Here is an 18,822-nt window from a genome sequence, read left to right as displayed (position 1 = left end):
AATTGTCAAAATCAGTCCGTGAGACGTAACAAGACAACACTGAAGTAAGAGTGAGAATGACGATGTGGAAATGGCTTCATCCTTATGCCAAGCCCGAAACCGCTTATCAGCTATGTGGTAAGCTTTTGCCCTGGTTTTCCATATTAGCCCTACTGTGTTTATCGGTCGGGACAGTATGGGGGCTGGCCTTCGCCCCTTCAGACTATCAACAAGGCGACAGTTTTAGGATTATTTACATCCATGTCCCTTCTGCGATTTGGTCAATGGGCGTATACATGTCCATGGCCATCGCTGCATTTATCGGTTTAGTTTGGCAGGTTAAATTGTCGGATATGGCGGCTTCCGCAATGGCTCCAATTGGTGCAGTGTATACCTTCATTGCTCTACTGACGGGAGCGGTCTGGGGGAAACCAATGTGGGGAGCGTGGTGGGTGTGGGATGCGCGCTTAACCTCTGAGCTGATTCTTTTGTTCCTTTACTTGGGTGTGATTGCGTTATACCACGCATTTGATGACCAGAAAACAGCGGCTAAGGCAGCGGGGATTCTAGCCATTGTAGGGGTCGTGAATCTGCCGATCATTCATTTTTCAGTCGAGTGGTGGAATACCCTTCATCAAGGCGCGACTATCACCAAATTTGCCAAACCTTCTATTTCTACCGATATGCTCTGGCCGTTGTTGTTGAACATCTTTGGTTTTGCATTTTTCTTTGGTGCGGTGACTATGATTCGCCTACGTAATGAGATTATCAGCAAGGAGAGTCACCGTCCGTGGGTGATCGCTTTAGCTCAGTCTCAGAGAGGTAATTAAACTGATGCATTTTGAATCTTTGGGCGATTTTTTCGCAATGGGCGGTTATGCCGGCTATGTTTGGAGCGCTTTTGGTATCACATTCTTTTCGATGTTTGTTCTGCTTACGGTGAGTATCCGTCGTGGCAAAAAGCTGTTGAATGAAGTGCAGTCGAAAGTTGACAGACAAGCGCGTATTGATGCGGCTAAAAATTTGGAGAACACACTATGAATCCGAGGCGTAAAAAAAGGCTGGGAATTGTCTTAGCCATTTTCATTGGTATTGGTGCAACTGTTGGCTTAATGCTCTACGCACTGAATCAAAATATGGATCTATTTTATACACCAACGGAGCTCGTAGACGGTAAACCCGATGGCACGAAACCTGAAGTCGGTCAGCGGCTGCGTATCGGTGGTATGGTTGTTGAGGGTTCGGTACGACGTGACCCTGAGTCATTGCGCGTTTCTTTTGACTTACATGATGTAGGCCCGAAAGTGACTATTGTTTACGATGGAATTCTCCCTGACTTATTCCGTGAAGGGCAGGGGATTGTCGCTCAGGGTGTTCTTAGAGATGCCACTACGGTAGAAGCATTTGAAGTGTTGGCTAAGCATGATGAAGAGTACATGCCGCCTGAGATAGCGGAAGCGATGAAGAAAAATCACCAGCCGCTCGAATATACAGAACAACAAAAACAAGGAAGCGGTCAATGATTGCTGAGATTGGCCATTTTGCCATGATTGTTTCACTGGCGATGGCAGTACTGTTGAGCATACTGCCATTAGTCGGTGCATCACGAAATAATACAATGTTGATGAACACCGCAAGACCGTTGTCTTGGGGAATGTTCCTACTTCTATTGCTCTCTTTCGGTGCTTTACTTTGGGCTTTTTATACCAATGATTTTACACTGAATTACGTCGCGACTAATTCAAACAGTCAGTTGCCTTGGTACTACCGCCTGACTGCGGTCTGGGGAGCTCATGAAGGTTCTCTGTTACTTTGGGTATTGATTCAAGCGGCTTGGACGGTTGCAGTAGCAACATTCAGTCGTGGTATGCCTCAAGAATCGGTTGCGCGAGTTCTTGCTGTCATGGGGATGATCAGTGTCGGTTTCTTACTGTTTATAATCGTCACCTCTAACCCATTTCTTAGAACATTACCGTTTTTCCCTGTTGATGGGCGAGATCTAAACCCGCTACTCCAAGACCCAGGGCTGATCATTCATCCGCCTATGTTGTACATGGGTTATGTCGGTTTCTCTGTCGCTTTCTCGTTCGCCATCGCCTCATTGATGACAGGACGACTTGATACGGCTTGGGCACGTTGGTCACGACCATGGACCACAGCCGCTTGGCTGTTCCTCACTTTGGGTATCGCACTAGGCTCTTGGTGGGCTTATTACGAACTTGGCTGGGGTGGCTGGTGGTTCTGGGATCCTGTCGAAAACGCGTCGTTTATGCCTTGGCTAGCAGGTACTGCGCTGATGCACTCGCTTGCAGTGACAGAAAAACGCGGCACTTTCAAAGCGTGGACGGTACTGTTAGCTATTTCAGCGTTCTCATTGAGTTTATTGGGTACGTTCCTTGTTCGCTCCGGCATTCTTGTTTCAGTACACGCGTTTGCTTCCGATCCCTCACGTGGAATGTTTATTCTTGGCTTCCTAGTGTTTGTCATTGGTGGTTCATTACTCCTATTTGCATTAAAAGGTGCCACGGTTAGAGTTCGCGGTAACTTTGATCTTGTATCGCGTGAGAACGCACTACTTGGCAATAACGTGTTATTGATTGCTGCTTTAGTGGTTGTCTTAGTAGGAACACTATTACCGTTAGTACATAAGCAGATCGGCCTTGGTTCTGTTTCTATTGGTGCGCCATTCTTCGATATGCTATTTGCTTGGCTAATGATCCCATTCTCGTTCTTGTTGGGTATTGGTCCGCTGATTCGTTGGAAGCGCGATAATCTCTCCAGCTTGCTTAAACCTATGCTGATATCCGGTGTAGCGTCATTCGCTCTGGCGGGTGTTTTTGTCTACCTGTTTGCTGACTTCTTCCAATTCATGGCATATCTAGGTTGGGTGATGGCATTGTGGATTATCTTCATGCATGGTTTTGAGTTGTATGAACGAGCGACCCATCGCCACAGCTTTGCTGTCGGAATTAAGAAGTTGCAGCGAAGTCATTGGGCGATGATGATGGGTCATATTGGTTTAGCTGTCAGCATTATTGGTATTGCCATGGTGCAGAATTACAGTATCGAACGCGATGTACGTTTGGCTCCTGGTCAGCACTACAACATGCAAGGCTATGACTTCTATTTTCAAGGTCTGCGTGATAAAGATGGCCCGAACTATGACGGTTACATCGCAGACTTCGAAATCACTCATAATGGCAAATACCTTAATACGCTTCATGCAGAAAAGCGCTTCTACCGTACCGCTCGCTCAATGATGACAGAAGCCGCAATTGACCGAGGCGTCACACGTGATTTGTATATTGCGATGGGAGAGCGTTTGGATGACAACAAGTCTTGGGCTGTCCGTATTTATTACAAACCCTTTGTTCGTTGGATTTGGGCTGGCTCGTTGCTGATGGCATTGGGCGGCGCAATTGCTATTAGCGATAAGCGTTACCGGTTCAGAAAAAGCGTGAAACCGCAGGAGGCATAATGAGTAAGAAACTTCTATTTATTCCACTGCTGGCGTTTTTAGGTTTGGTGGCAGTATTCGCTACTCAGTTGGTGAAGAACTCACATGGTGATGATCCAACTAAACTTGAGTCTGTTCTGGTAGGAAAGTCCGTGCCTGAGTTTCGTTTAGAAGATCTGGCTGAGCCGGGCAAACTCTACGATCAATCAATTTTTAAGGGGGAGCCTCTACTTTTAAATGTATGGGCGACGTGGTGCCCAACTTGTTACGCAGAACACCAATATTTGAATGAACTTGCAGCCCAAGACGTTAAGATCATCGGGATGAACTATAAAGATGATCGCAGTAAAGCCGTGCAATGGTTAAACGAGTTAGGCAACCCTTATTTGATCAGCTTGTTTGACGGAAATGGGATGTTAGGTTTGGACCTCGGGGTTTACGGTGCACCGGAAACCTTCTTAATCGATGCGCAAGGGAAAATCCGTTATCGTCACGTTGGTGATGTTAATGAGCGCAACTGGAGTGAAACGCTCAAGCCTATGTATGAGCAAATGCTAGTGGAGGCAGGGAAATGAAAAAAATGATCCTTGCTGTACTAGCCGCAATGGCTTTTTCTCTCGCTGCAAATGCTGCTATTCAAATTTATGAGTTTGAAAGCCTGGAACAAGAGCAGCAGTTCAAGGAGCTAGGAAGTACACTTCGTTGCCCAAAATGCCAGAACAATACGATCGCGGATTCTAATGCCGAGCTGGCTGTCGACTTACGGCAAAAAGTGTATGAAATGACAAAAGAGGGCAAGTCGAAACAAGAAATCATAGATTATATGATTGCTCGCTACGGCAACTTTGTCACTTATAACCCACCGTTCACCATTGCAACGGCAATTTTGTGGTTAGGTCCTCTATTTGTGGTTGTATTTGGCTTTGGTTTTATTGTCTTAAGAACGCGTTCTCGAAAAGAGCAAACTGTTCAAGATTCAACATGGGATCAAGACAAAGAAGCACGCTTGAAAGAGCTGCTGAATAATAAGAATGATGGAGATAAGCAGTAATGACATTATTTTGGGTAGCTTCAGTCATTCTTGTTGTATTGAGCTCAATTTTTATCGCGCTACCGATCATACGTAAGAAAGCCAATAATGATGAAGCGTTACGTGATGAGCTGAATAAAGTATTTTACAAAGATCGTTTATCCGAACTTAAAGAAGAAGCCGAAGAAGGCTTGGTTGAAAATCAGCAGGACCTGATTGATGATCTGAAGCAGTCTCTATTGGATGATATTCCAAATGAGCAGCAGAAAGAAAGCGGCAGTGGTATTTCACCGATGGCCGTCCTTGTCCCGTCCGTGCTTCTTGTTGTTGTTCTATCTTATGCGATGTACATGAAGTTCGGTGCTTCAGATAAAGTCGTAGAATGGCAACAAGTCAGTGCCAACTTACCAGCTTTGTCGAAAAAATTAATGGCACCGGAAGGAACAGCGTTGAGTGACGACGAAATGCGTGATTTAACGTTAGCATTACGTACCCGTCTTCACTATCAGCCTGATGATTCAACGGGTTGGCTGTTACTCGGTCGTATCGCTCTTGCGAATAGAGATGTGGGAACTGCCATTGGGGCAATGAAAAAGGCTTATAAGCTTGAGTCTGAAAACACTGATGTCAAATTGGGTTATGCTCAGGCACTGATGTTGTCACAGGATGAAATCGATCAAGACAAGGCTCGAAAGATTCTTGGTGAGCTGGTCCAAAGTGATTATGTGGACTTGAGGGTATTCTCGTTATTAGCTTTTGATGCTTACGAGCGTAAGGATTATTCAGCAGCGGCCCGCTACTGGGGTATTATGCAGCAGATGATTGGCCCGCAAGACAGTCGCTACGAAATGCTGTCACGCAGTATTGAAAATGCTCAGCAGCAAATGGGTGAGCATGTTGCTAGTGGCAAGTCAGTGTCTGTTTCTATATCGCTCAGTGATCAAGTTCAAGCGGCCCCTAATTCAGTATTGATAGTCTCGGTGCATACCGCTGATGGGGCTCCTATGCCAGTTGCAGCTGCTAGGTATCCACTAGGCTCTTTTCCAAGGACTGTAGTTCTAGATGATGGGAATAGCATGTTGCAAGATCGTAAGCTATCTTCATTGGAGTCTTTGATGGTAAGAGTGCGTCTTGATAGCGATGGAAACGTTGCAACTAAACAAGGGGACTGGTTTGGTGAGAGTGAAGCCGTTAAAATGGGTCAACCTGTTGAAGTTATAATTGATAAGCAGTATCAATAGATACTCGTTATGAATGTACAGAGACCGGTGTTTTTCACCGGTCTTTTTTATGGAAATTATAATAATGAAGAGCCTCAAGTCTCATATATGGGTTGTTGCTTGCACGTCAATATTTCTTTTTGGCTGTGCAGGGTCACCTCAGGAAAATGCAAACTCAACGTCAGTCGAATCAGAAGTGAATGATCCGTTCGAAGGATTTAACCGAACAATGTGGTCGCTCAATTACGATTATTTAGATCCTTACTTCGTCCGCCCTGTTTCCTTAGCTTATGTGAATTATGTTCCTGATCCACTTCGCCACGGTGTGTCAAACTTTCTTGGTAATTTGGATGAACCAGCAAGCATGATTAATAACCTAGTAATGGGGAATGGGGAGAAAGCTCTCGATCACTTTAACCGTTTTTGGATCAACAGTACTTTTGGCTTACTCGGCCTTATCGACATTGCTTCCGAAGCTGGAATTACCGATCATAATGATAAAGCGTTCAGTGATGCGGTAGGCCACTATGGGGTAGGTAACGGCCCGTATGTGATGGTGCCTGGGTATGGCCCTTGGACCGTACGTGAGTCCACGGATATTGTCGATGGTTTGTATGTTCCCCTTTCATTACTCAACTTTTGGGCTGGCTTAGGGAAGTGGGCGCTAGAAGGCATGGAGACGCGCGCGGCATTGGTGTCTCAAGAAGCGATGCTAGAAGATTCACCGGACCCTTATGCATTAACACGTGGTGCCTATCTCCAACGGCAAGACTTCAATGCGGAAATCGAACCTGAAGACGATTACGACGCAGAAGAAGAAGCTTACCTAGATGAGTACTTAGATGATGATTTCTAGTAGAAAGGCTTGGTCATGACCAAGCCTTTTTTCTTTGCGGGATAGTTTATTTAGAACTTGTAATTCGCCTGAATACCAACTAGCCAGATATTACCACTGGCTTCACCAACAAATTGCCCACCGACTAATTCAGCTGCTTCATCTGATGCATAACCACGTGATTCGGTGATCGGCGCATCTTTCGCAAGAATATATGTTAGTCCACCATCTAGGGTGAATTGTTTTGTCAACTCATAGCTTGCACCCAAGCTTAACCATGTACGATCGGTTTCTGGAATAGTAATTGTGCGGTTCTTATCACTCACCGCTGAGGTGTCGTAAGCAATACCTGTACGAAGAGCCAGTTTTTGATCAAGCTGGTAGGTTGCACCGATGGCGAAGCGATAATTATCGTCCCAGTTTTCTACCTTAACAACTTGTGAGTCTAGAGTGTCGAGATCTGCGTAAAGCTGCTGAAAGCTACTCCAGTCGGTCCAATTTAGGCTAAAGTGAATAGCCAACTTCTCATTTAACTGATGGAAGCTTGCTAGCTCAAGAGTAGCAGGCAATGTTAAATCCATTGAGCCAGTGTCTTCCTGAACTTGAAAAGTTGTTGCATTGAGAATCTTGGCACTACCAGACAGTTTGAGATCCACGGCTGATTTATAAGTGATACCAAGTCTATGTTTTGGATTGATTTGCCAAGCAGTCCCTAATTGCCAACCCCAGGCTGTATCGTCACCTTCCATGTATTTTAATGTCTTTCCAGATAGCGCTGAGTTGCTATGACTAGGAGCAATCGCCCCAAAACTACCTTCACCCATTATGTAACGGATGCCACCCCCGATACTAATTGAGTCGTTAAGTTTATAGGCGGCATTTAAGTTTGCTTCCATTGTAGTAACGCTTGCTTCGTTACCAAAATGAGAAGCGGCAAAGTCTGTGCCAAGGTTGGTTTCCATACCGTAGTTTGTACCTAGTGCTAGGCCAACGACGAATTGTTCGGAGTATTGATGAGATAGATAGAAGTTTGGAATGACAGCGTCATCGGCAAAGTCTTTTGAATCTGCTCTCAGAGAATTATTAATCGTTCCACTAACATCAACATTAGGGTTTACATAGATAGCGCCGACAGAAACTTGAGTCCCCTCAAGATAGGTCAACATTGCAGGGTTACGCCACTGCGCACTCGCATTGTCAGCTATAGCGGCTTCGCCTGCGTATGCTCGGCCTAAACCTGTTGCTGAATACTCAGCGAGCTGGAAACCCGCTGCATTTACGGATGCCGATACTGAAAGAAGGCCACCTGCCACTGCAAGAGATAGAAGAGTTTTGCTTGTTTTCATTTTAATGTTCGCTGGATGATTTATAAATTCGTCCAGCGATAATAGTTTTAGAGCTATTGCTTTAAAAATTAAAAACAGTGTAAATCTTATATTTAATATAAAATTTCAATAAACCCAAATTTACATCATTAAAATTCTAAATGTTAATGACTTGTTTTTGTGTTTTAGCGTACACGTGTGGTGTGAAAATGTGATTTATGAGTACAGGTGTAAGCTGAAAGGAAAGAAAAACAACACCTTGGATAGGAATTCAGGTTTGCTGAAAAAGAAAAGGGTCAGCATAAGCTGACCCCTTAAAGCTATAAGCTGCTATAAATTAAAACTTGTGAGTGTACTGCACACCAAATAGCATAGCTGTTGCTTGTGTTTTGGCATCTAAAGTTACAGAGTTAAGTTGGTCGTTAACTTGTTTCTCTTTACTTGTTAGATATGTAAAGCCAACATCGATAGCTTGATCTTGGTTTAGATGATATGTTGCACCCGCGGAGAACCACTGACGGTCAGAGTCTGGTACAGAGACTGATGTTAGCTCATCCTGTACACCTTCATCAAACATGTAGCCGACACGAGCTTCCCAATTTTGGTTAATGTAGTAAGTACCACCAATTGAGTAGTGGAAAGTGTCTTGCCACTTATATTCTTTAATCTGCGTGCCACTAGTAGAGCCCAATTCTTCGAAGTCATCCCAGCTAATGTACTGGATGCTGTAGTGAACTGCGAACTTAGTATCTTCTATACGGTGGTAACCTGAGAATTCAGCTCGTGATGGTAGGGCAATTTTTACTTTGCCAATGTCTTCTAGTTGTTTGGTTGTTGAGTTGTATTGTTTAGCTGTACCACCAGCTTCGATTTCTGGACTGTAATGGTAGCTCAGACCAAAACGGTTGTTTTCGTTGAGTTCGAATACAGTGCCTAGGTTGAAACCTACTCCAATACCATCAACATCAACATCAAGCAATTGTTGTTCAACGGTGCCGTCGAAGTTTGTATTGCGTTTTAGCTCCCCTTGGCCGTAAATTACGTCAAGGCCACCACCGATGCTCCATTGATCGTTTATTCTGTATGAGGCAGCAAGAAGTAGGTTCAATGAACTTAGGTTAGTAGTTCCACCAAAAGCATCAGCACCTGGAACAGTAACAACAGATGGGGAAGTGATTATGGTGCCTGTACCCTGGCCCCAATTGCTGTCGAATTCATTAGTAGTTGCGTAGTTAGAGTATAAGCCTACGCCAACGGCAATTTTGTCGTTTACTGGATGCAATACATAGAGATTAGGGACGAAAGAAGTAGCGTCATTTGTAGTATTTAGGTTTTGATCGCCAGTAAATGAATGGCTAACGTCTTTAACATCTACTTCTGAGTCAATGATGTTGAAGCCGAGTGACATTTCAGTACGATCAAAAAGAGCCATCGCAGCGGCATTACGTGCCATTGCTGAAGCATTATCAGCAATAACGGCATCACCGGCAAAGGCTCGCCCTAAACCAGTCGCTGATTGAGAGTTAAGTTGAAAACCTGCAGCGAGAGCTTGCTGCGAAGCCATTGTGGTTGTGGCAATGGTCACTGCTAGAAGTGATTTTTTAAACAGACGCGTCTTGTTCATTTTTGCTTTTTCCTTTTTCTGTTCGTCTCTACCGGACGTTATACTCGAGCAAAAGCTCAGTGGTGGCTGATACTAGACTCAAGTATAAAAGATAGAAATCCGACCATTGCCTAATTGGATGATAAAATTATGGAAATGATGTCTATCTGGCAGGAATATGCTGAAAAAAACTTCTTTTTAGAGCTTGAACTCTAATTTTATGCTAAAAAAATGGCTTGAACGGTATGCTCAAGCCATGAAGTAAGTCACAAAATGTTAATATTTGGTTAACTCATAGGTTTGATGATAGTCATTAGATTTTCGGCGATTTTAGCCACATCTTCACCTTCTTCTCCGACTAAGATTAAACTGGTCTGACCGACAGGTTCTACAACACCCGCCATCCCCTCTTTCTCGAAGTCGACAGTTTTGTCAGAAGATATACCTGTAAAAAACAGGGTGACTTTGCCTTTTTCACCTCTGAATACCATGTGAAGTGCATTCGAAGGACCAAAGCCACAATGATTGAGGTAGTAAACGTGATAAGGGAAGTTTTCACCGAGCTGATGATCAAACGGCATCATCTTGGCGTTGATCTGCGATGAAGCGACGTTTTCATCCAAGTGTTCAACAAATGGCTTTTCATCAATGACATGTTTGATGGCAGTATCCGCCAAGCTGGCTTGTGCTGGTGATACTACGATGTTGCCCCAGTTTACCTGCCCGATAAGTAAACCAAAGACAAAAGCAATCGATGCGGCCATGGCCATGCTTCGTCTAACAAAACTTGGTCTAACGATATTTGATTCGGCGCTTGATGTTTGATTGAACAATATTCGATCGGCTAAATCCTCAGGCACATCGACATTCATCGCTTTGGCGATTTGAGCGTCAAGATCAAGAATATCATCGGCGAATTTGCCATTGGCGTCATTCGACTTAATAGCCTCTAAAATATCACTGTCTCGGTCTTTAGGATCGGACATGATGCGACGACGAAATTCTAATTCATCCATTTTGCTGCCCTCTATGACTGTTTGCTGTATCCAGCATGTCTTTCAGTTGATTTCTTGCTCTGAACAGACGAGTCATTACCGTGTTCTTATTCAGGCCTAATATTTCACCTATCTCTTCTCCACTGAAGCCGCCGACGACTTGTAGAAAAAGTGGTTCGCGATATTCATCTTCTAGTTTCATGATCTGCGCTTGAACCCATTCCGACTGATGATGTGGGTCATCACTGACCTTTGCATCATTACCGTGGTCATCAATGTCGACTAAATCAAACTGTTTTCTTTCGAAGCGTCGGGCGTTTTCTCGTCTCAATATGGTAATGAGCCAAGACTTTGCGGCTTTTTCATCTTGTAAGCTATCTAAAGACTTCCAAGCTCGTAAGCAGGTTTCTTGTACTAAATCTTCTGCGACTGATTGATCTTTACATAACCAGTAAGCATAACGGTACAGGTCCCTATGGTACGCTCTGACAAGCGCTTCGTATTTTCTTTGTCTGTCCATATCCGAGTTGACCGGACTGCTGGACTTTTTCTTCCCAAAAAAATTGATGACTGACACATGAGCCTCCAAATTTGCTCTGTGGTTTGTGGTTATACGCCTGTAGATAGAGGCTGTTGCACGAGGCCTGAATCAAACGGGAATGTCCAACTTTGTATAGCAGTGAATGTTCTCATTGCTACGGAAAGAGTGAAACCCAGCCAATAGATTTTATAAAACTCAATAAGAGAGATAAATCCACCTAAACTTGATCTATTTCAAAATCTAATGAATTTCAAAGGTTATAGTACTCCTTGTCATCTAGTTGGTCTTATGACTAACAAGTTGAGCAAGATGACACTTCCTTTTGAAGGCTGACTTTACTTTCTCCTAATCAGGAAACTGATTATTTTCAATTGGCGTAAGTTAATTGTTTTATATATTCCGACCACACAGTTCTGTGTGGTTTTTTTTTGCCTACTATTCTTCGTTGTTGTAACTATAGTTGATAGTATCTCAAGCTAACAGATTGGGTAAGCAAAGCCTTTCTCGTCAGTTATTTATCCTATCAATGGCTACTTCGTTCAGTTTTAGTTCATTCCTATCAAGTAAAGTGCTTTTCCATCCTAAATCACGTTTATTTAAACGGTTGTTTGATTGTGTTAACATTCTGATTACAATGTTTCTGGTCAGACCTCTTATTCTTTAAAGGAGAAACAATGGGCAAACAGGAAGTGAAAACGCGTTCTGGAGAGCGCGTCGCGGTTGTCGCGGGTTTGCGTACACCATTTGCACGTCAAAGTACTGAGTTCAGTCAAGTGCCAGCAGTTGATCTGGGTAAAATGGTAGTGAGCGAAATGATGGCACGAACTGAGATCGATCCTAAGCTTATCGATCAGGTTGTTTTTGGTCAGGTCGTGCAAATGCCGGAAGCTCCGAACATTGCTCGTGAAATTGTTTTGGGCACCGGAATGAACATTCACACAGACGCTTACAGCGTGACCCGAGCTTGTGCGACGAGTTTTCAGTCTGCGGTCAACGTTGCTGAAAGTATTATGTCGGGCACGATTGATGTCGGAATCGCGGGTGGTGCTGATTCTTCTTCTGTTTTGCCAATTGGTGTATCTAAAAAGTTAGCGGCTAATCTACTTGCGCTAAGCAAAACGAAAACCATGGGCCAAAAGCTCAAGATCCTCAAGAACTTGTCTTTTAAAGACTTGATGCCTGTCCCTCCGGCAGTCGCTGAATATTCTACTGGTCTTTCTATGGGACAGACGGCGGAGCAGATGGCGAAGTCACACTCTATTACGCGTCTGGAACAGGATGCGTTAGCCCATCGCTCTCATACTCTCGCTGCACAAGCATGGAATGATGGAAAGATCGAAGGCGAGGTGATGACCGCGTTTCCCGAACCATATAAGAAGTGGATCTCACAAGATAACAACATCCGCCATGACTCTACCTTAGAGGGCTACGCTAAACTACGCCCTGCATTTGATCGTCAGTATGGTAGTGTGACTGCGGCAAACAGTACGCCTCTTACTGATGGTGCCGCAGCGATCATGTTGATGCGTGAAGGCAAAGCCAAAGAGCTTGGGTTAGATATCATGGGCTATATCCGCTCTTATGCATTCTCTGCTATTGGCGTTGAAACCGATATGTTGATGGGGCCTTCTTATTCTACGCCAATGGCTCTTGATAGAGCCGGTATTGAGCTGTCAGATCTTACTCTGATCGATATGCATGAAGCGTTTGCAGCGCAAACTTTGTCCAATGTGAAAATGTTTGCCTCCAAAAAGTTTGCTCAAGAGCAGTTGGGTCGCTCTAAAGCAATCGGCGAAATCGATATGGACAAGTTCAATGTACTTGGTGGCTCCATTGCCTACGGTCACCCGTTTGCAGCGACTGGTGCACGTATGATCACTCAGACATTACGTGAGCTTCAGCGTCGAGGCGGTGGTCTGGCGTTGAATACAGCCTGTGCGGCAGGTGGTCTTGGTGCAGCTATGGTATTGGAGGTGGAGTAATGAGTGAGCAAAAAGCGTTTGAGCTAAAGATTGACGAACAAGGTATCGCATGGTTATCGATTGATGTACCAGGCGAGAAAATGAATACCTTGCAAGCGGCGTTTTCTCAGGAAATGGAAGATATTTTCACTCAGTTAAAAGAGAAAAAGTCCTCTGTAAAAGGTTTGATTGTCCACTCTCTTAAACCAGACAACTTTATCGCGGGAGCTGATGTTCGCATGTTGGATGCATGTGGTAGTGCTGCAGAAGCGCAAGCATTAGCTGAGCAAGGGCAGAAAATGTTCCAGCAGTTGTCAGATCTCCCATACCCTGTGGTTGCGGCTATTCATGGCCCATGTCTTGGTGGTGGATTAGAACTAGCACTTGCATGTGATTACCGTGTTTGTACTAATTCAGATAAAACCCGTTTAGGCTTGCCAGAAGTGCAACTTGGTCTTCTTCCGGGGTCTGGTGGTACACAGCGACTGCCACGTCTTATTGGATTGTTGCCATCTCTGGATATGATTCTTACAGGAAAGCAGTTACGCGCTAAAAAAGCCAAGAAGCTCGGTGTCGTTGATGCTGTCGTGCCGGAAACCATTCTTCTTGAAGTTGCGAAAAGCTTCGTTGAAAAGAATTCAGGCAAGTCTAAAGCTAAGCGTAAGGTTTCAACCAAAGAAAAATTGATTGCAAATACGGGTCTTGGTCGAAAGGTCATTTTTGAACAAGCATCTAAGAAAACCAATGAAAAGACTCGTGGTAATTACCCAGCAGCTGAGGCGATCCTTGAAGTCATTCGCTATGGCTTAGAGAAAGGATTTGAGAAAGGCCAGCAAAAAGAAGCGCAGCGCTTTGGTGAGTTGGTGATGACCTCAGAGTCGAAAGCTCTTCGTTCTATTTTCTTTGCCACGACAGAGATGAAGAAAGAGAATGGCAGCGATGCTGAGCCTAAAGCGATTGAACGGGCGGCGGTTCTTGGTGGTGGTCTGATGGGTGCTGGAATTAGCCACGTCAGCGTCTCGAAAGCGAAAGTTCCAGTGCGTATTAAAGATGTCTCTAACGATGGTGTTATTAACGCATTGAAGTACAACTATAAGTTGTTTGATAAGCAGCGTAAGCGCCGTATCATTTCCAAAGCCCAGTTGCAGTCTAAGATGTTGCAAATGTCAGGTGGTACAGATTTCACTAGCTTCAATCACGCGGATGTTGTCGTAGAAGCCGTATTTGAAGATTTGAACCTTAAGCAACAAATGGTTGCTGATATAGAGAAAAATGCGAAAGAAACCACTATTTTTGCTACTAATACGTCATCTCTGCCTATCCACCAAATTGCAGAGAAGGCACAGCGACCAGAGAATATTGTTGGCTTGCACTACTTTAGCCCAGTAGAAAAGATGCCGTTAGTGGAAGTCATCCCACATGAAACAACATCTGACGAGACTGTTTCTACGGTTGTCGAGTTTGCGCGTAAGCAAGGCAAGACACCGATTGTTGTCAAAGATTGCGCTGGCTTTTATGTTAACCGAATTCTTGCCCCGTACATGAATGAGGCAGCTCATGTTCTGATGGCCGGCGAACCAATTGAGCAACTGGATTCTGCATTGTTGAATTTTGGTTTCCCAGTTGGCCCAATCACTTTGCTTGATGAAGTAGGCGTGGATATTGGTGCTAAGATCATGCCGATTCTGGTTGAAGAATTAGGTGAACGTTTCCAAGGCCCGGACGTATTCGATACTTTGCTCAACGATAACCGAAAAGGCCGTAAAACAGGTAAAGGTTTCTATACCTATAAAGGTAAGAAGAAGGAAGTCGACAAGTCAGTGTATAAGCTATTGAGTTTATCACCAGAGTCTAAGATGGCAGAGAAAGACATCGCGATGCGCTGTGTGTTACCAATGCTCAACGAAGCGGTTCGCTGCCTAGATGAAGGTATTATTCGTAGTCCTAGAGACGGGGATATTGGTGCAATTTTTGGCATTGGCTTCCCTCCTTTCCTTGGCGGTCCTTTCCGCTACATGGATCAGATTGGCGTGAAGAAACTGGTTGAAATGATGAACGATCACGCACAGAAATATGGTGATCGCTTCGCTCCATGTGACGGTTTGTTGACCCGAGCAGGGTTAGAGAAATCGTTCTACGAGTAATACACGACAAGATGACAATCAGGCGAGCCGTAAGGTTCGCCTTTTTTGTTACCTGAGGTTATGATCACGTTAAAGCAATTATAAAAACTCAGTAAGGAATTCAAATGGATGCTTTAGATTTGTTGCTCAACCGACGTTCAATAGCCAAGCTATCTGATCCGGCACCTGAAGGAAAGGTACTTGAGAATATTATCCGTGCAGGATTACGAGCCCCAGATCATGCAGGCCTAACACCTTGGCGTTTTGTCATTTCTCAAGGTGAAGGATTGAACAAGCTGTCGGACATTCTGGTTTCTGCAGCTCAAGCCGAAAATAGCGACGAGACGGTGATTGAAAAACTGAAGAATGCGCCTTTTAGAGCACCTATGGTTATTACAGTCATCGCTAAGGTAACAGAACATGACAAAGTGCCGGCTTTAGAGCAGTACTTGTCAGCAGGCTGTGCCGTACAAGCGATGCAAATGGCAGCAGTTGCACAAGGGTTCCAAGGTTTTTGGCGTTCAGGTAAGTGGATGTTCCACCAAGTGGTTCATGATGCGTTTGGATTACAAGGTGACGATGAAATCGTTGGTTTCCTTTACTTGGGCACACCGACTTGTACACCAATGAAGGTGCCAGAACGGGAATTGAGTAAGTTCGTTGAGTATTTGTAAAAGAAAGAGCTTGGGTTGCCCAAGCTCTTTTCTCATTAATGAATGTTGTAAGCGATCACAAAGTCAATAAACAAACGGACTTTTTCTGGGAGGTGATCTTTGTGGTTGTACAACATGTAAATGTCTCTTGGGTTGGCACTCCATTCTTCAAGCACTCGAGTTAAGCTACCATCTTCAATGTATTCTCTGAGCATAACATCTGGCATCAGCGTGATACCTAACCCATCAGAACAGGCGCTACGAACAACATCTAACGTGTTGGCTTGAAAACGTCCTTTATCGTTATTGACAACCGCTTCGCCGCTGGCGTTGGTAAGTTGCCATTTCAGGAGAGGTGAGCCTTTTAGAAGTGAGTGGCTATGTAAGTCTTCTGCGTGCTTAGGGGCAGGGTTGTTTTTTAAGTAACTAGGGCTGGCCACTAAGATGTCTTCCACCGAGCTTATTTTACGTGCAATGAGGCTCGAATCTCGTTGTGGTCCGACACGAAATATGACATCCCACTCTGTCGGATCGAGTTGATCTGCATGATTACTGGTGGTGAGTTCAATATTGATATCTGGGTAATGCGTCATGAACTCGTTGAACATCGGCATCATCATTCGTTTGGTAAGATTAGAAGGCGCTGAAATACGAATTTTACCTGCTGCACCACGGCATTCGTCGGTGATTTCTTCGGCGGCCATAGTAAGTCGGTTGAGTAGAGGAGAGCATTCGTTGTAGAAACGTTCGCCTGCTTCAGTAAGAGAAAGCTTACGAGCGTGGCGGTTGAGTAACCTAAGGTTGAGTGCCTCTTCTAACGCCTGTATGCGTCGAGTGATTGTCGCAACGGGAATCATCGTTTTACGAGATGTCGCAGTGTAACTCCCATTTTCAACAACTAGCCTAAAAAGGTTGAGATCGTCTAATTTCATTATGTCCGACACATTTTTACGAATTTGAGTAATTTATATCTATATCAGATGTCAAAGGTTGAGTCACATCAACAAGTTTGACGATCTGTGATATTGCGTACATATAGTATGCAACTAAAGCGAAAAGTGGAAGATTTGTATAAATACACTTTCGCGACTACTTTTAAATGAACGTTTGAAACAATTTATAAAAACAATAATAACAGCCGTTGTACGTTTTAAGTTGTGTGAGGCGAAGGTTTATGCATAAAACATATGAAGTGGCGACAACGCCCTCAGCTCAGCTGGCTGCCAGCCAAAAACTGATCATGTTAGTAGACGATGACCCAGTGTTTCGTAATATCACTTGTGGTTTTTTGAAAGCACAAGGTTACCTAGTCGTAGAAGCTGAAAATGGCTTAGAAGGCCTAAAAAAACTTAGGGATGCTGAACCGGATTTAATTCTGTGTGATCTCTCCATGCCAGTATTGGATGGTATCGAATTTGTTGAAGAAGTGAGTTTGGAATACCCATCGCTTCCTTTGATTGTCGTGTCTGCAACGGATGAAATGTCCGATGTGGCAAAGGCATTACGCTTTGGCATTAAGGATTTCTTACCCAAGCCCATTTCTAATCATCAGCACCTCGCTGGCGCGATTGAAAATACATTGGATGACTCTGATAACCATTTGTGTGATCAGCGTGATTTTGCTAGCCAGTGGTTTCGCGTCGACAGTGGTGACATGCCTGAAGAACAAGAGCTGCATTGGCATTTAGAATATCTTCAGGATAACCCTATTGCTGCCAAAGACCTTCTGCACGCCTTGTTGCCAGAAAAAGATACTTCTCAAGGCGATTGGAAATGCAGTTATCGACTATTGCAATCAACTGATGTTATGCCTCTGGTGTTTGATTATGCGTGGTTAATGAACGGTCAGTTTGCTTTTTACCTTGTTGATTCGGCCAGCGAAGGTCGACACGGTGCGGCAACGACCTTGCTAGTGCGTGCTCTCTTTCATGATTATTTGCGAAATCTAAAATGTTTTAATGCGGATCTCAAAGACATTGCCGACCTTTTAGAGAAAGGGTTAGCCTGTTCAGAGTGTGCAAGCCCCGTTAAAGCTCTCTTTGGCATTGCTAATGTCTCGGAAGGCACGCTGTCTATTTTACCCGCTGGTTTGGATGCCCAATGGTCGAATGGGTACTTTTCTCAACACATTCCGGCTGGCGTTAAATTAGGTGATAGTTGTGCGAAAAACTTTATTACGACTGATTTGCCTATACAGTCTGCCTGCCAGCTAACGTTGAGTTGCCTAGGCTCAAGTAGCTTTAGTTTAGATATTTTCCGTGGCGGTAGCGCGTAAGCGCTATTCGACTATTGAGTGTAATGTCGAAATAACCCTTTTTTTGTTCGGTGTTTAAGATCCAGAGATTGATGTATAGTCCGCCAAAACAAAAATGACCCATTGTTTTAACGAAAGTGTAACTAGTGGTCGTAAAATCGTCATTTACATTTGAGAAGTAATCCCATGGCAGACAAAGATTTCAAAGAACCTTATAATATTTTTTACTTTTTAGGTTTTATTGCAGCTCTATTGATTCCAACACTACCTGCGACTCTAACTTGGATTCGAGTAGTCAATGGATATGCGGGCTTCTAACTGAATTCATCGGAGCTTCCCATCAGTATTCAAAGATTTGGCTTAAATATTGTTGGTGGCTTGAGCTTATGCCTAGGCTTCCTAGGCATATTCCTTCCTCTTCTCCCTACGACCCCTTTTATTCTTCTCGCGAGCGCATGCTTTATGCGTAGTAGTCCTGCTTTTCATCGTTGGTTGCATGAGCACAAAACATTTGGCCCCATATTAGATAACTGGCATCAACATGGCGCTGTGACCAGCAAGGTAAAAACACGTGGAGCGCTCTGCATGGTGGCAAGTTTTGTTTTTTCAATTTGGGTTGTGCCACATTTTTGGTTAAAGATCATGCTGGTGGTTATGTTGATTCTTCTATTGACCTGGTTTATTCGTTTGCCTGTGATTGAGTGCCTTGCTGACAAGCAAGAAAATCACTAAGATTGCAGAGAAGTGTGCCCGCTATTCGAGTGGGCGTTTGTAATTCTAGGCACAGAAAATTTTAGTCAGCTGTTTAATGACCTGATGTGCAAAGAGTCCCTGCTATCGCTTGCC

The 18,822-nt window shown here is 44.1% G+C and carries 18 protein-coding genes; 13 read left to right on the top strand and 5 right to left on the bottom strand.

Features of this window, described 5'->3' with window-relative positions; all coding sequences use genetic code 11:
* Positions 1-62 precede the first annotated feature (62 nt).
* The 8 genes from L1D31_RS09685 to L1D31_RS09650 all read left to right on the top strand — a co-directional run bounded on the left by L1D31_RS09685 (position 63) and on the right by L1D31_RS09650 (position 6,542).
* Complete coding sequence (locus L1D31_RS09685; RefSeq protein ID WP_239836914.1) at positions 63-809, top strand: heme ABC transporter permease; 747 nt, start codon at positions 63-65, stop codon at positions 807-809.
* Positions 810-813: 4 nt separating this feature from the next.
* Entirely contained in the window at positions 814-1,020 is a 207-nt protein-coding gene (gene ccmD / locus L1D31_RS09680) for a heme exporter protein CcmD (protein ID WP_239836863.1), read from the top strand.
* Positions 1,017-1,502 carry a cytochrome c maturation protein CcmE gene (gene ccmE / locus L1D31_RS09675; protein WP_239836862.1) on the top strand — a complete coding sequence of 162 codons (486 nt, stop codon included), beginning with the start codon at positions 1,017-1,019 and terminating at the stop codon, positions 1,500-1,502. Before ccmD ends, ccmE begins: the two co-directional genes overlap by 4 nt.
* Positions 1,499-3,457: a heme lyase CcmF/NrfE family subunit gene (locus L1D31_RS09670; RefSeq protein ID WP_239836861.1), complete on the top strand. Its 1,959-nt coding sequence runs from the start codon at positions 1,499-1,501 to the stop codon at positions 3,455-3,457. The genes ccmE and L1D31_RS09670 overlap by 4 nt, the downstream gene beginning before the upstream one ends.
* On the top strand, positions 3,457-4,011 hold the full coding sequence (locus L1D31_RS09665; RefSeq protein WP_239836860.1) for a DsbE family thiol:disulfide interchange protein: 555 nt from the start codon (positions 3,457-3,459) through the stop codon (positions 4,009-4,011). The genes L1D31_RS09670 and L1D31_RS09665 overlap by 1 nt, the downstream gene beginning before the upstream one ends.
* Complete coding sequence (locus tag L1D31_RS09660) at positions 4,008-4,487, top strand: cytochrome c-type biogenesis protein (RefSeq protein ID WP_239836859.1); 480 nt, start codon at positions 4,008-4,010, stop codon at positions 4,485-4,487. Before L1D31_RS09665 ends, L1D31_RS09660 begins: the two co-directional genes overlap by 4 nt.
* Positions 4,487-5,707, top strand: coding sequence for a c-type cytochrome biogenesis protein CcmI (gene ccmI, locus L1D31_RS09655; RefSeq protein WP_239836858.1), 1,221 nt, complete (start codon positions 4,487-4,489; stop codon positions 5,705-5,707). Before L1D31_RS09660 ends, ccmI begins: the two co-directional genes overlap by 1 nt.
* A gap of 64 nt (positions 5,708-5,771) precedes the next feature.
* The gene (locus L1D31_RS09650) at positions 5,772-6,542 is read left to right on the top strand and encodes a VacJ family lipoprotein (RefSeq protein ID WP_239836857.1); all 771 of its coding nucleotides are present in this window, start codon (positions 5,772-5,774) and stop codon (positions 6,540-6,542) included.
* 50 nt (positions 6,543-6,592) lie between these two features.
* On the opposite strand, the gene L1D31_RS09645 is transcribed toward L1D31_RS09650, so the two are convergent.
* From L1D31_RS09645 to L1D31_RS09630, 4 genes are all read right to left on the bottom strand, one after another.
* Positions 6,593-7,867, bottom strand: coding sequence for an outer membrane protein transport protein (locus L1D31_RS09645; RefSeq protein WP_239836856.1), 1,275 nt, complete (start codon positions 7,865-7,867; stop codon positions 6,593-6,595).
* 316 nt (positions 7,868-8,183) lie between these two features.
* Positions 8,184-9,470: an outer membrane protein transport protein gene (locus L1D31_RS09640; RefSeq protein ID WP_239836855.1), complete on the bottom strand. Its 1,287-nt coding sequence runs from the start codon at positions 9,468-9,470 to the stop codon at positions 8,184-8,186.
* 266 nt (positions 9,471-9,736) lie between these two features.
* A complete protein-coding gene (locus L1D31_RS09635; protein ID WP_239836854.1) occupies positions 9,737-10,465 on the bottom strand; it encodes a DUF3379 domain-containing protein in 729 nt (242 codons plus the stop codon).
* Entirely contained in the window at positions 10,458-11,033 is a 576-nt protein-coding gene (locus L1D31_RS09630) for a sigma-70 family RNA polymerase sigma factor (RefSeq protein ID WP_239836853.1), read from the bottom strand. The genes L1D31_RS09635 and L1D31_RS09630 overlap by 8 nt, the downstream gene beginning before the upstream one ends.
* A 626-nt stretch (positions 11,034-11,659) precedes the next feature.
* On the opposite strand from L1D31_RS09630, the gene fadI reads away from it, so the two are divergent.
* The 3 genes from fadI (at position 11,660) to L1D31_RS09615 (ending at position 15,743) form a co-directional block, all read left to right on the top strand.
* Positions 11,660-12,967 (top strand): acetyl-CoA C-acyltransferase FadI, encoded by a 1,308-nt coding sequence (gene fadI, locus L1D31_RS09625; RefSeq protein WP_239836852.1) that lies wholly within the window; start codon positions 11,660-11,662, stop codon positions 12,965-12,967.
* Positions 12,967-15,090: a fatty acid oxidation complex subunit alpha FadJ gene (gene fadJ / locus L1D31_RS09620; protein WP_239836851.1), complete on the top strand. Its 2,124-nt coding sequence runs from the start codon at positions 12,967-12,969 to the stop codon at positions 15,088-15,090. Before fadI ends, fadJ begins: the two co-directional genes overlap by 1 nt.
* A gap of 104 nt (positions 15,091-15,194) precedes the next feature.
* On the top strand, positions 15,195-15,743 hold the full coding sequence (locus L1D31_RS09615) for an NAD(P)H nitroreductase (RefSeq protein WP_239836850.1): 549 nt from the start codon (positions 15,195-15,197) through the stop codon (positions 15,741-15,743).
* Positions 15,744-15,778: 35 nt separating this feature from the next.
* Here the strand turns inward: L1D31_RS09615 and L1D31_RS09610 are convergent, their stop codons facing one another.
* On the bottom strand, positions 15,779-16,654 hold the full coding sequence (locus tag L1D31_RS09610) for a LysR family transcriptional regulator (protein ID WP_239836849.1): 876 nt from the start codon (positions 16,652-16,654) through the stop codon (positions 15,779-15,781).
* A 242-nt stretch (positions 16,655-16,896) separates the two neighbouring features.
* Between L1D31_RS09610 and L1D31_RS09605 the strand changes: the two genes are divergently transcribed.
* The gene (locus tag L1D31_RS09605; RefSeq protein WP_239836848.1) at positions 16,897-17,997 is read left to right on the top strand and encodes a response regulator; all 1,101 of its coding nucleotides are present in this window, start codon (positions 16,897-16,899) and stop codon (positions 17,995-17,997) included.
* Between the two features lie 345 nt (positions 17,998-18,342).
* On the top strand, positions 18,343-18,708 hold the full coding sequence (locus tag L1D31_RS09600; RefSeq protein ID WP_239836913.1) for a YbaN family protein: 366 nt from the start codon (positions 18,343-18,345) through the stop codon (positions 18,706-18,708).
* Positions 18,709-18,822: the final 114 nt, after the last annotated feature.

Source organism: Vibrio sp. Isolate23 (assembly GCF_022398095.1).
Classification (GTDB): Bacteria; Pseudomonadota; Gammaproteobacteria; order Enterobacterales; family Vibrionaceae; genus Vibrio; species Vibrio coralliilyticus_A.
Note: the sequence above shows the minus strand (reverse complement) of the source record. Positions and strands in the feature narration are given on the sequence as shown.